Here is a 12,475-nt window from a genome sequence, read left to right as displayed (position 1 = left end):
CCTGCCTTTATCCGACCGAACTCCGGTCCGACCGCCCACGCACAAGATCGGAAGGCAACCGCCCCTCAGGGCTTCTGCAAGCCCTTCGACGGTGCACTGGCGCCCATCCGTCCGACCTGTTGACATCACGTTGGCGCGCCACGCCGATGGACTTCCCGCTACGCGCCCGTGTCGCTCCACGCACGGAGCGGCATGCTAGGTATTGGCACATGGTCGTTCCGGACGTCGCTCTCACCCCGACCCAGTACTCCCTCCTCAGGGAGCTGATGTTGGCGCCCCTCCCCCTTCCCATGTCAGAGGCAACGGTTGCGCGGGGGCTTTCTCCTGATCAAGTTGCCGCAGACGCCCCAGCACTCGTCTGGATGGGGCTGGTCAAGAGGATCGGCGAGACGCTGGAAGCCACCGCACTGGGGGCCGCGTTCTTCCACCGAGCCGAGCATGAAGAGGCGATGGTTCTCCTGGCCGAGGTGGTTGCGTTTGCTGAGGCGTTGGATGCCGAGGAAAGAGTCGTGGACCAACGACGGATTGCAGCTGCCCTGCGCAGGCTTGCGCAGGGCAGCTGCAACCTGCAGGAAGCCATCGGCAACACCCGTGCCGCTTGATCCCGCATCTGGTCAATCGCCATCGAGGGTGCCGAAAAGGCCCTCCTTGAGCGCGCTCGGACGCCGAGCCTTACGTGCGGCCTCCTGGACAGGCAGGATGCCTTCCTTCCGTAACTCGCCCTCCGTGACAACGGGGTCGGCCAGAACCTCGGCCAGCAGGTCTCGCTGGGCGGGAAGAAGATCGGTCAGGCGGCGCAAGACCGAGAGTAACTGGACAAGTTCTTCCGTCCACTCACTGGGCCAAGATTCGACGTGTATGTCGTCCAGCGGACTTGTCCGCTTGCTGTTCGGTGAGGCCTTCCTGTAGCCGAACCACTTTCTGATCACCGGCATCCCGCCGACGTCGAAGTTCCACACCGCTTCCGGGACGGGACTGAACGAGCCCTCGCCCACGTACAGGGTCTCGGTCTCGGCGTCGTAGCGCAGCCTGTCAGGAAGCGTCGCCCCGATGTGGGTCACGTAGCGCACTTGACGTGGATCGCCTGGCTGGAATTCCACATGTTCGGCGGGACGTGCTGCTTCGGGTGCGACGGCACGTTCACCGTAGGTGAGAGCCCAGATGGCTTCGGACCCAAGGGTTACCGCCTTCAGCCAGATCTCGGCGGCTCGAGTAAGGGGAACCCGCACTCCGGGTGTCAGCAGTTCTTCCGTGAACTGCGCAGTGAAAGCTGAATGGCCGGCAACTGCCACCATGTACGCGGCTAAGTCCTGGACCGTGACCTCGTCCAGCCCTAGGACGGCACTGAGGTGGGCAAGCAAACCCGCGGGGACGTTGGCCGAGCCGTCCGGGTGGAGAATCGGTATGTTGCGGCCACCGCGCCCGTTGAAGTGGTCGGTGTCCGGTATGAGCGCAGTGGCCATGACCGCGGGCCCCGACTCGATCACATGGGACGACTGCTGGTTCAGGAAGAGCTGTGCCTCGCCCATCGCATCCCAGAGGCCGCGGCGCGGAAAGTCGATGACCCGGCTGTCAGCGATGAGCCATTGCCTGTCGAAGCTGCGCCGCGCAATTCGGCCCAGGTGAGGCTGGATGGCGGTCTCCCCCGCGATGGTGCCACTCGCGGGCCGGCCCGGGAGTGGGGCCACGCGACGGTCGAGCGTGCGGTCTCGCGTTTCCTTCAACAGTTCAGCCTTCGCCGCTGCCTCTCCCTCCCTGATCAGGCGGACCCAACGGCGGCGCAGCGTCTCGGCAGACGGCGCACTGACCCACGACCGATTCGACGTCACCCCGAGGCTTCCCCAAGGAAAGAGGTCAGCAAGTGCCGGAAAGTCCTCCCAGCCCGACTGAGTAACCGGCGTGAACGGCCGCGCATCGGCCTCGTGGGTGTCCCGCCACCCCTCATCGTCCAACCGGACCTGCTTGAGTTGCTGGAACTTCTCCTGCCGCTTCCCCGAGAGCGCCCGGTAGTGAATGCGAGCCGGCCGGTCGGAATCCGTGTCGGATCGCCGGACGAAGATGCAAATCGCCAGTGGCTGGGCAACGCCCGGGAAGACCCGCGTGCCCACATCCGCGCGCTGGCCCTCGGGGCTCAGATTGATGATCCACCCCTCGTCGGAGGTCCGGCGCAGGTAGTCACGCATGCCGCGCCCGCCGGGCCCCGTAGCGAAGCCGGACGGTGTGATGAAGCAGATCACGCCGTGCTGATCGGCCTCGTGGGCGTCGAAGACCTTCCAGGTGGCCCAGCGCCAGAAGTACACGTACATGTTCTTCAGGACATGCTCGTACCGGCCGTTTCCCGGGTAGCGGAAGGTATCCAGCAACGGAGGCTCCTGGCCCTTGGGGCGCTTCTCCACCCACCCGCCGCGGTTCTCCGCCTTGTCGTCGTACGGCGGATTGCCGATGACCACAGTGACCGGCGTTTTCCCCTTCACCTCGTTCGCGCGTCGACGGGAGATAGAGAGGGCCTCGTACGTCGAGGCCAGCTCCTGTTCTTCCACGTATGGGTTGTCCAGGGTGTCCGTGACGAAGAGGTTGAGGCCGCGCTCGGGAAGCGGGGCGTTGTGCCTCCTAAGCAGGTCCGAGGCGCGCATCTCGGCGACCGCGAAGGGACCCATCTGCAGCTCGAAGCCGAACAGCCGTCGGGCGAGCCGGGCTATGGCGTCCCTCGCCATCGCCGGTCCACTCCGTTTCGCGGCCTGCGATGCCACGCGCTCGATGATCGTGTGGAGGAACGTCCCCGTCCCCATGGCCGGGTCCACGATCCGCACGTCGTCCTCGGCGTAGCCCTTCGCCTTCCCGAGGCGGCTGCGCAGCACGTCCTCGGTGAGGCGGGTCATCTCCTCGACCACTTCGCGGGGTGTGTAGTACGAGCCGCTCTTCTGTCGCAGGCCCGCGTCGTACACGGTGAGGAAGTCCTCGTACAGGTGGAGATACGCGTCGCGGTTGCCCCGGCGGATGGTCTCCCAGTCGACACAGCTGATCGTGCGCCGCAGCAGGTCGAGGGTCACGTCGAAGCGCTCGTTGACGTTGCCGGTCAGGAGCTGAAGCGCCCTGCCCATCAGTGCGTGGCCGGCGTCCAGCTTGCGGCCGATCTCATGGAGGCCGACCTGTGTGAGGTCGATGCCCTCCGCGCGGGCCAGGAGCAGTGCGAAGGTGACGGTCTGGGCGTATCCGTCGGCGAAGGTCGCGTCGTCCGCGGAAGGGAAGAGCAGTCTGCGCCAGTCGCTCTTCAGTCCGGAGAAGGGGCGGGCGTGCGTGAGGCCGTCCTCGTCGCCCGACTTGGCCTCGGCCTCGAGCTGTTCGAGCACGGCACCCCGGAGGAGCCGGCACAGCGGGGCAACGTGCTGGACCAGTCGGGACACCTGTCGGATGGGAGGAGGCGCCCAGAGCAGGAAGACCTGCATCATCGTGTCGAAGGCGGCGGGGTCGGCCGGCGCGAGCGTTTCGCCGGCGGTCTTCAGTGACCCTACGAAGTGGACGGTCTCGCCGAGCTGCACGCCGTGGCGGAACAGGCGCCACTCCGTGCCGTTGGAGTACAGGAGGTTGGGCAGGTCGCGGAGGTTCTCCCACTGCTCCCGGTTTCGACGGGTGAACGTCCCGGGATCTACGCTCAGTCCGGGCTTTTTCAGTTCGATGTAGCCGTTGACCATCCCGTCGACGCGCACGGCGTAGTCCGGACGCACCCCGAGGTCGCGGAGTTCGACCTCATCGTGCCAGGTGACTTCGGAGATGGCGTGGTGGCTCCCCACGGCCGCCAGCAGATTCTCCAGTGGGCCACGTATCGCGGCCTCCTGTCCACCGTCACCGGCGAGCTTCGTCTTGCATGCGCTGCCGAAGTCCGAGACTGCTCGGACCAGCCAGCCGTACGTGCTGAGTGACACGGTCCCCCCTGGAAGTGTCATGAGATCACCTGGTTGTACCAGGCAACTGACACCTCGTCACGTACGGAAACCCGCCTTTCATGGCGGAATTCCGCTCCCGACCGCTCTGTCCGTTCGGGAATGAGCACGAAGTCGCTGAGGAGGCACCGCCCTCACACGTACAGGGTCCGCTTGTACACCCGCGGCCCCGTGTCCACCACGGCACGGATCATGCGACTGGACGCTAAGGTTGCGCCTCAAGGGGAGAACACCGGGCGGCCTTCGCGCCGCTCGCGGAATCAGCACGCGAAGACGGCAGCCGGGGCGCCCGCGCCCCGCGGCTCGGGCGGTCGCAGAACAACTGGGGGGAATGCGCCATGACGGACACAACGGCACACGCTGCCGACACCGGCGCGGACGACGCCGACGACACCACCGCCGCCGACCGGAAGGTCGTGGAGCAGGAGCAGGCCGCGATCAGGGACTTCGTCAAAGGGCTGAGCGCGGACGACATCAAGTCGGGCAACTGGTTCACCAAGCTCGCCACTCATGCCATGAACGCGTACACCGAGAAGGTCGACTGGCAGTACTTCCAGGACCGGTACGCGGGTGTACCCGCGGATGCCATCATCGATCAGCGGATCAAGATGGCGGCCCGGTACGCCGCACTCGAAGGCGGTCTCTCCGCCGGGGCTTACACGGCGACGGTCGCCGCCACCATCGGGAGCCTCGGGGGCGCCTCACCGGCGACCGTCCCCGCCGCCGTGGCGACCATGATGATCGACGTCGCGTTTGTCACCCAGCTCCAGCTTCGCCTGGCCTACGACATCTCCGTGCTCTACCGGGTCCCGCTCGACGTGCACGACCCCGAGGACCTGTGGAAGCTCATCCGTGTGGCCTTCACGATCAAGAGCGGGGAAGCGGCCAACAAGACCGTGATCAAAGCGGTCCCGGTCATGGTGCGACCGTTGGTCAAGCGCTTCTACTCGAAATCGGTACTCGCCGCCGGGAAGGCGCTCCCCGTCGTCGGGAAGCACCTCCTGCAGCGCAACGTCATCAAGATCGGTATCCCCCTGGTCGGCGTCCCCCTTACCGTGGTGCTGAACCGCTACACCACGCTGCTGGCCGGCCGACACGCGCGGGCCGTCTTCCGGAACGAGGCGCGGGTGATCGAACTCGCCGAGCGTCTGAGCAAGGAGAGTCAGCACCCTCAGTTGATGCTGTGGGTCGCATGGCTCGTCATCATGGCGGACAGCAAGATCGCCGATGACGAGGCGCTGTTGATGCGGCACCTGGTCAGGGTGGTCCGGGAGCAGCACCAGGTGGTCGACGAACAGCTCGCGCACCTTGTCGACATCGACCCCGCCGAGGTGTGGAAGCGCGTGGACGCCGAGCCGGGGGATCTGAGCTACCTCCTCGACGTGGCCGACCGGGTGGCCACGGTGGACGGTGACGTCAACGCCAAGGAGAAGGCGGTCATCGCCGAGCTCCGCGAGCGCTGTCGGCGAGTCTGACGCCGAGTACGGCCGCGAGGCGGTGCTGGGCCGGACCCGCTGGCTGGCCGCTTGCGAGAAGGCCGCGCATCGGGCGGTGCAGGCCCCGGCCGTGTACCTGCCCGTGTGCGGCCTCCGGCCGCGTGTCAGGCAGTGGACTGTCCCGAGAGCTCGGTTTCGGGGGTGCGGGGCGGTTCCGGGCGGGTGGCGGCGTGGGCCTCCAGCTCCCGGCGCGTGCGCCGCACGATCTGCTCCCGGGTTCCTCGGTGGTCGGCGAGGGCCAGGGCGATGACGAGCCGTACGCGACGCGCCTCGAGAACCGGATAGGCGATACCGGACGCCTTCTGCCGGTTGGACACCATGATGACGGTGGCGCCCTGCGGAAGATGCTCGTGGTCGAGCCAGCGCGCGTAGTCCCACTCCCTGCGCTTCGCCGGCCCCGCGAAAAGGACTCGGCGGTCGGTGACAGCGACCTCGCCTCGCTCGGTCTCCTCCAAGCTGATCACGCCCTGCCTGTTGCGCACCTCGACCAGGCGGGCGGTCAGCACCAGAAGGACGCGTTCGTCCTTCTTCCGGCGGCCCCAGCGGAACCGGTCCGCCTCGTAGGCCTCACTCTTCGGATTGCGTGCCAGGTCGTGCAGCTCGGACAGCACACGGTGCTCGGCACGCCAGTCGGTCATGTCGCGCTCGTACTGCTCCTGCTCGCGGCGCAACTGCCTCTCCCGAGCGGCCTGCGCGCGCAGCGCGACGGCGGCACGCGCGGCCTCACGGCGACGCTCCCACCAAGCGCTGATGGTGCGCCGGCCGCGCCACAGCAACAACGCCGTCACTCCGGCCACGACTGCGATGGCCAGTACCCACAGGACGGTCCGAACGATCTCAGCCGTCGTCATGTCGTCCCGGACCGTGATCAGGAGATCGTGGGTGCGTTTGTTGCCCGCCCGGTCCACCGCCGAGACGGTGAGCCGATGACGCCCCGGCCGCAGGTCCGCGGTGAGTCGGACGCTCTCCCGTGCAGAGGACAGGCGGCCCGCCGCCATCGGCACGCCGCGTTCGCTCAGACTGATGTCCGTTCCCGGTTCGCTGGTCACCGTGATCGCCGCGGTGCCGTGCCGGGCGGCCTCCTCGTCGTACACGGCCGTCAGCGCGGGCGCCCGCGTGTCCACGAGGATGGGTTCTCCGCTGACCGTGCCGTGCCGCCCGAAACGGTCGACGAGGTCGGCCTCCGGGTGGTAAGTGCCGTCCGGCAGATCGAAGGCGAGGACAGCGGAGCCGCCCTTGTCCAGCGTGACCTTCCGGGTCATGCCGCCCACTCGTACCTCGCCGACGGCTTCGGGCGGTCCGTCGACGGGCAGCAGAACCCGGGACTCACGCGACACGTCTTCATGCCCCAGCTTGGGCTTCAGGGAACTCAGTTCCACGGTGGCGGGCTCGGTGCGCCGGGTCACGTTGCCCACGGCGTCCATGACCGCGACGGTGATCTTGTGGTCACCGTTCGGAAGCCACAGGGATTCGGTCACCGTCGTGCCGCCTACGGCTTCACCCGTGATCTTGTCCTTGCGGCCGGCGACGGCCAGCTCGTAATGGCCGTACTCACCGCTCAGGAATGTGACTTCGACGGCGGCGTTGGTCGGGTCGGCGGCCTTGACCTCGAAGGACTCCAGGTCGGGTGCTTCGGCATCGGACTTGATGGTGAACGTATCGCTCGGGACGCTCACGTTGTCGGCGGCGTCGGTCACCGTGACCGTGTAGGTACGCTCGCCGTCTCCGGCCTGGAAGGTGAGGGTCTGCTCGGCGCCGGTAGCGGTCGCCCGCGCCACCTCGTCACCGTACTCCTCGCTCACCACGATGGTGGCGCCTCGTTCGGCGCTGACCGTTACGGACGCCTTGCCACCAGGCCGTGGCACGGGGTTCTTGACCTCGGGCTCAGAGGGTGCGACCAGGTCGACGGCCCCCTCGTCGAACCCTCGGCCCAACCGACCGGATGCGCACATCGAGGCGTCACCCTTGTCCCCGCAGACGTAGGAACCGGTGTCCGACTCGCAGGAATGCCGGGCGTGGCACGGGTGTCGGTGCGCCGAGGCCGGAACCACGGGAATCAGCACGGTCGCGACGGCGAGACAGACGACGGTCACCGCCCGCAGGGCAGGCCGAAGCGCTGCAGAGATGAACAAGAAACAATCCCCCCACAGGACCCTGACGTTGCTTACGCCAGAAACGCGCAGTCTGATGCCCCGTAAGGGGTCTGTCAAATGCCCCCGTCGTATACCGCGCCCGCCCTCCCGGCCTTTCCCCGCGCCGCGCGCCGGCGTCCTCGCCGCCGTACAGCAACCCGTCGTACAAGCCATGACGCTGGTGGTAGGCCGGGCGACGCCACAACGCTGGGCCCATGCACAACTCCCTTCGTCCTCCGCTGCATCCCGCGGACTCCCCCGAATTCGCCATGGCCTTCACCTCCACCCCGCGCGGCGCCCGCCTCGCCCGGCTCTTCGTCGTGCACTGTCTGAACGCCTGGGGCCACCCCTACGACGGCCACGTCAACGAGACGCTGACGCTGATCGCCGCCGAACTGTGCGCCAACGCCGTACAGCACGGGCGGGTTCCCGGCCGGGACTTCCACGTCCGGTTGGCCGTAGCGGGAGACGGCAAGTTGGTGCGCTTGGAGGTTTCCGACACCCGGGCAGAACGTCGGCCCGTCGTCACCGGTCCGGCGGAGCCCGACGCCGAGAACGGGCGCGGCCTCCTCCTCGTCACCGCCCTGGCCGGCGACTGGGGCGTCACGGACCGCCGAGGCGGTCCCGGCAAGACCGTGTGGGCGACCCTGGGAACGTATCGGCTCCCGGCGCGATGACCACGCCGAATCCGCGAACCGATGTCGGCCCGCCCGGCTACGCTGAGCCACGAAATTCCACTCGCGGTCGGAAACGTACCGATCGCGAGCGGAACGCCCACCGCACCCACCCGATAGGTTCCCCATGCCCGGCCGCCTCCTGGAACTGCACGTCGAGAACTTCCGCAGTCTGCGCGACGTGACCGTGCCGCTCGGCCCCCTCACGGTGTTGGTGGGCCCGAACGGCGCGGGCAAGTCCAACGTGCTCAAGGTGTTCGACTTCCTTGCCGACATCATCCGTACCGACCTCCAGCCGGCGCTCGACACGCGCGGCGGGTTCGACGAGGTGGCCTTCTGGGGCGGGCACAAGCCGCCGACGTCCATGCGCATCCACCTGAGGGCGACCTGGACCAGTAACGCGACGCTCAATGCTCCCGATGAGTACGACCTGACCATTCGACGGCGCTCCCTGCCCTCCAATCGGGATGGAAAGCGCCTGACCTACGCCCTCTCCCGAGTGGAGAGCTTCGCGTTCAAGCGCAGGCAGGGTCGCGGCCGACGCATCACCATCTCCGGCGAGGAAGCGCGCGTGATCGATGAGCGGGCCGGTCAGACGAAGGACAGCGGAAGCTTCGGCATCCGCAGGCTCAGCAGTGGGCTGTCCACCCTTCCCCGGCTCGGTCCCGCGGACGGCGGGGACGAGGTGACCCGGGTCGCCGACCGGTTGTCGTCCTTCCGGGTCTTCGACGTCGACGTGGCCGCGGCCCGGCAGCCGACCCGTCTGCGCGGCGCCGACTTCGCCGCCCTCTCCCCGCACGCCGAGAACCTGGCCGGATTCCTGATCCACCTCAGCGGCCGCGAGGAGGTCTGGGACGATCTGGTGGCCGACGCCCGTACGGTCCTGCCCCAGCTGGAGAACATCGAGTTCGAGGAGGTGGGCGGAGCCACCGACCAGCTGACCGTCGTGCTGCGTGAGCGCGGTCTGCGCCGCCTGACCCCGCTCGCCGACGCCTCATACGGGACGGTCCGACTGCTGGGACTGCTCGCCCTGCTCTACGACCCCAATCCTCCGGCGTTCACCTGTATCGAGGAGATCGACCACGGGCTGCATCCGCAGGCCCTGGAACTCGTCGTGCAGCGACTGCGCGAGGCCGCCGAGCGGACGCAGTTCATCGTCGCCACCCACTCCCCCGCCCTCGTCAACCGTTTGTATCCGGAAGAGTTCGTCGTGTGCGACCGCGACGATGACGGCGCATCGATCATTCCGGCCCTCACCGTCGACGAGGTCAAGGACATCGTCGAGGAGTCCGGCGAACAGCCGCTCGGGGAGCTGTGGTTCTCCGGCGTGCTGGGCGGCGACCTCACCGGGGGTGAGCTGTGACCCCGAGAGGGCGGCAGGGCGGCGGGCGTACGTCCCGGGCGCAGGAGCGCGGCGTCATCGTGCTGGCCGGCGAGGACCAGAACGACTGCGAGATCCTGGCCGCGCTCATACGCGCCCACCAGCCCGACGTCGACGCGACGGCCAAGCTGGTCCGCATCAACGACCCGGTCCGGCTCCGCAAGAAGACCGGCCCGGATCTTGCCGCCGCCGTGAAGGCCCTCGCCGGCAAGGCGCGGGCCAAGGCGCGCCAGCAGCGCGCCGAGTTGCTCGGATTCGTCGTCCACGAGGATCTGGACGGCTACACCGACGCTCAATACGACCAGGTCCGCAAGACACTCGCCGACGAGTTCACCCGCCAGTGCCAGGAGTTCCGTACGGCGCTCGCACTCGCCGCCTGGGAGAGCGAGGGCTGGCTGTTGCTCTTCCCGGACGCCTTTCCGTACGTGCGTCCGCGCTGGAAGGTCCCCGGCCGCCTGCTCGACAGGGACACCGGTCGGCTCAAGGACGCCAAGGAGGAGCTGAAGCGGGGGCTCGGCTCACCGGTATTCCGGGAGAGCGACGGCCCCGCGGTTGCCCGCGAGGCGTTGAAGCATCGGCTGATTCCTTCCCCGCGTGGCAGCAACCGCTCGTACGAGGACTTCGTCGACGAGCTGACCGCCTGGACCTGATTCCCGTACGGCTCGCGCTCAGGCCGGTGCCAGACCCAGCAGCGCCAAGGCCGTGCTGATCACGGTCAGGACATTGCTCGCGTCGCCGCAGAAGGTCGTCAGTTTGTGGAGCATCGCCCCCGCGACGCTGCGGTCCGGTTCCTGGGTGACCTGCTGGTCGCGGAGCAGCCCGACCAGAGCCTCGCAGGTCGCGGGGTCGGTCACCTTGTCTCGCTCTGCCGCGAGGGCGTCCGTGAGCTCGTCCATCGTGCGTGCCCAGCGGTCGGCGGACTCGGGTTCCGAGGCAGCCACCATGCTTTGGTGGGAGTTGTGGGCATGCGGCTGGTTCTGGATGTTGCCCGCGGACCCATCGTTGATGACGCCTGAGTTGCGACTGTAGGCAGGCGGCTCGGTGTTGCCCGCTTCGTTCTCGAACCTGTCGTCACGGCGGCGGAACATGGTCACGATGCTTCTCCTTGGACCGGTGGTGTCCGGGTCATGGTGGTGGTGGAGTTTCGGGCACCGGGCTGGTTCTGTACGTCGCCCATGACACCCGAGTTGATGACGCCGCTGTTCTGAAGGATGTACGTGGCCTGCTGCACGAAGGCGCTGATGTCGGCGTTGTGGTCCTGGAGGAATCCGAGGACGGCGCGGAAGACGCAGCGCTGCATCCAGTCCACGTACCTGCGCGCGTCGTCGTACTGGAGCATGTCGTCCATGAAGTGTGAGGCATAGACCTCACGCAGACTCACCGGCCCGTGCCCGGGGTCCATCGGAGGGCGGCGCGACCGCAGGGGCGCGCGCAGACGGTCGAGGAGTGCGAAGGCGTCCAGCAGCGCGTTGAACGCCGTGCGAGCGTGCCAGGCACCGCCGCCGCGTCGTGTCGCCCTCACACCTTTGCGAAGCGTGGGGTGGACGGGGTTGATGACCTGGGAGCGCAGGGTCAGGCGCAGGAAGTGGTGTTCGTAGGCGAAACTCACGTACAGCGCCGCCACGAGTTCGCCGTCCCAGGACACGATGCGGGTGCACAGCATCCGGCGGGCCTCCTTCGGGGCCGCGCTGGCGCCATCGGCTCCGGTGCCCTGTCGGGCGAGGACGAGGAGGGACTCCCATTCGGCGTCGGTGATCTCCTCCCAACGCTCCGCCGAAACGGCGGCCACGTCGAAGACGTCGAGTCTGTTTTCCGGATGGTAGGCGGGCCGTTTGTCGAGCAGTTCCTTCAGTTCTCCGGCGACGTGACGGTGCAGTTCGTCGGGGGTGAAGTCGGTGAAGGCGTGGCCTGCCCTCCCGTGCATGATCTCGTCGACGCTTCGAAAGGTGCGGCGGACGACCTTCTCCTCCTCCGTCTCGTCGCGCGCGGCATTGGGATCGTCGGCCGCCATGACGTCGATGCCGATGGCGTCGTCGGACCACAGGGTGCCGGCGCCCACGAGGTGGTGCAGAGGCTCGGTGCCGCCGCGCAGACGCAGCGCGTAGGGCACCACGAGTCCGTCGCGCTCGGGCGGTTCGCGGCGCAGCACGCGGCGGCGTCGGGGCCCCACCCACCAGCGCAGGTCACGGGCCGGCCGCCGGTTGGTCCAGTGGGCCCGGCGAAATCGCGTGTAGGCGTACAGACGGTCCGCGTAGCAGACGGCCCACGTACCGAGGGCGAGGACGGGCAGGACGAGGGCGAAGCCCGTGGTCCAGCCGGTGACGGTCGCGCCGGCCAGGACCGCGGCGAGCAGCGCCCTTCTGATGAGGGTGAGGCTTTCCGCGCTGGCCGCGCTCTGCAGCACCGGCGTGAGGTGGAAGCCGTGTGGCGGTACGGGGTGGCCTCGGGCGACACGGCGACGCACCCACCGTGCGTAGTCGTGTCCGAGGAACACCGGCCACTGGGTGTCCGTCGGGCGCAGGTCCTCGAGGACCGCCCGCAGCGCGCGTTCTCGCTTCTTCCGGTCACGCCGGGTGAGGAAGATCCAAGCCAGGCGTGGGACAGCGGTCGCGTACCGCGAGACCCAGCGGGCCAGCTTCTCGGCGTGGTCGTCACGGAGGTACGGGGCGGCACAGAACCAGTCGGTGACGTCCGAGGTGTCCGGTCGGCTCGGCACGCTCTTCTCGTGGGGCGTGCCCTCCGGCGCAGCTCCACGCCGTACTGAAGCAACGTCCGGCAGTGGCATGACCGGATCCTTGCGCAAGGAGGCCCACCCCCGCTTTCGGGGAGGGGGTGGGGAAAGTGGCTTTCC

At 68.1% G+C, this 12,475-nt stretch carries 9 protein-coding genes; 5 read left to right on the top strand and 4 right to left on the bottom strand.

Annotated elements, in window-relative coordinates; translation table 11 throughout:
• The first annotated feature begins 362 nt into the window (after window positions 1–362).
• Complete coding sequence (locus M6G08_RS20480; protein ID WP_272588611.1) at window positions 363–602, top strand: hypothetical protein; 240 nt, start codon at window positions 363–365, stop codon at window positions 600–602.
• A 12-nt stretch (window positions 603–614) separates the two neighbouring features.
• On the opposite strand, the gene M6G08_RS20475 is transcribed toward M6G08_RS20480, so the two are convergent.
• Window positions 615–3,923 carry a type ISP restriction/modification enzyme gene (locus M6G08_RS20475; RefSeq protein ID WP_272588610.1) on the bottom strand — a complete coding sequence of 1,103 codons (3,309 nt, stop codon included), beginning with the start codon at window positions 3,921–3,923 and terminating at the stop codon, window positions 615–617.
• Window positions 3,924–4,279: 356 nt separating this feature from the next.
• Between M6G08_RS20475 and M6G08_RS20470 the strand changes: the two genes are divergently transcribed.
• Complete coding sequence (locus M6G08_RS20470; protein WP_272588609.1) at window positions 4,280–5,416, top strand: hypothetical protein; 1,137 nt, start codon at window positions 4,280–4,282, stop codon at window positions 5,414–5,416.
• Between the two features lie 125 nt (window positions 5,417–5,541).
• On the opposite strand, the gene M6G08_RS20465 is transcribed toward M6G08_RS20470, so the two are convergent.
• Window positions 5,542–7,647, bottom strand: a complete 2,106-nt coding sequence (locus M6G08_RS20465) for an Ig-like domain-containing protein (protein WP_272588608.1) — start codon at window positions 7,645–7,647, stop codon at window positions 5,542–5,544.
• A gap of 137 nt (window positions 7,648–7,784) precedes the next feature.
• Here M6G08_RS20465 and M6G08_RS20460 point away from each other — a divergent pair, with 137 nt between their 5' ends.
• From M6G08_RS20460 to M6G08_RS20450, 3 genes are all read left to right on the top strand, one after another.
• The gene (locus M6G08_RS20460) at window positions 7,785–8,246 is read left to right on the top strand and encodes an ATP-binding protein (protein ID WP_272588607.1); all 462 of its coding nucleotides are present in this window, start codon (window positions 7,785–7,787) and stop codon (window positions 8,244–8,246) included.
• A gap of 124 nt (window positions 8,247–8,370) precedes the next feature.
• Entirely contained in the window at window positions 8,371–9,606 is a 1,236-nt protein-coding gene (locus M6G08_RS20455) for an AAA family ATPase (protein ID WP_272588606.1), read from the top strand.
• Window positions 9,603–10,274 (top strand): hypothetical protein, encoded by a 672-nt coding sequence (locus tag M6G08_RS20450; RefSeq protein ID WP_272588605.1) that lies wholly within the window; start codon window positions 9,603–9,605, stop codon window positions 10,272–10,274. The genes M6G08_RS20455 and M6G08_RS20450 overlap by 4 nt, the downstream gene beginning before the upstream one ends.
• Window positions 10,275–10,292: 18 nt before the next feature.
• On the opposite strand, the gene M6G08_RS20445 is transcribed toward M6G08_RS20450, so the two are convergent.
• A complete protein-coding gene (locus tag M6G08_RS20445; RefSeq protein WP_272588604.1) occupies window positions 10,293–10,718 on the bottom strand; it encodes a hypothetical protein in 426 nt (141 codons plus the stop codon).
• Entirely contained in the window at window positions 10,715–12,340 is a 1,626-nt protein-coding gene (locus M6G08_RS20440; protein WP_272588603.1) for an AbeC-like domain-containing protein, read from the bottom strand. The genes M6G08_RS20445 and M6G08_RS20440 overlap by 4 nt, the downstream gene beginning before the upstream one ends.
• Window positions 12,341–12,475 lie beyond the last annotated feature (135 nt).

This window comes from Streptomyces sp. M92 (genome assembly GCF_028473745.1).
GTDB lineage: Bacteria > Actinomycetota > Actinomycetes > Streptomycetales > Streptomycetaceae > Streptomyces.
Note: the sequence above shows the minus strand (reverse complement) of the source record. Positions and strands in the feature narration are given on the sequence as shown.

What these genes read in the sequence shown, in the direction of transcription:
- M6G08_RS20460 (WP_272588607.1), top strand. Translation starts at nt 7,785, where the DNA reads ATGCACAACTCCCTTCGTCCTCCGCTGCATCCCGCGGACTCCCCCGAA.
- M6G08_RS20455 (WP_272588606.1), top strand. Translation starts at nt 8,371, where the DNA reads ATGCCCGGCCGCCTCCTGGAACTGCACGTCGAGAACTTCCGCAGTCTG.
- M6G08_RS20470 (WP_272588609.1), top strand. Translation starts at nt 4,280, where the DNA reads ATGACGGACACAACGGCACACGCTGCCGACACCGGCGCGGACGACGCC.
- M6G08_RS20480 (WP_272588611.1), top strand. Translation starts at nt 363, where the DNA reads ATGGGGCTGGTCAAGAGGATCGGCGAGACGCTGGAAGCCACCGCACTG.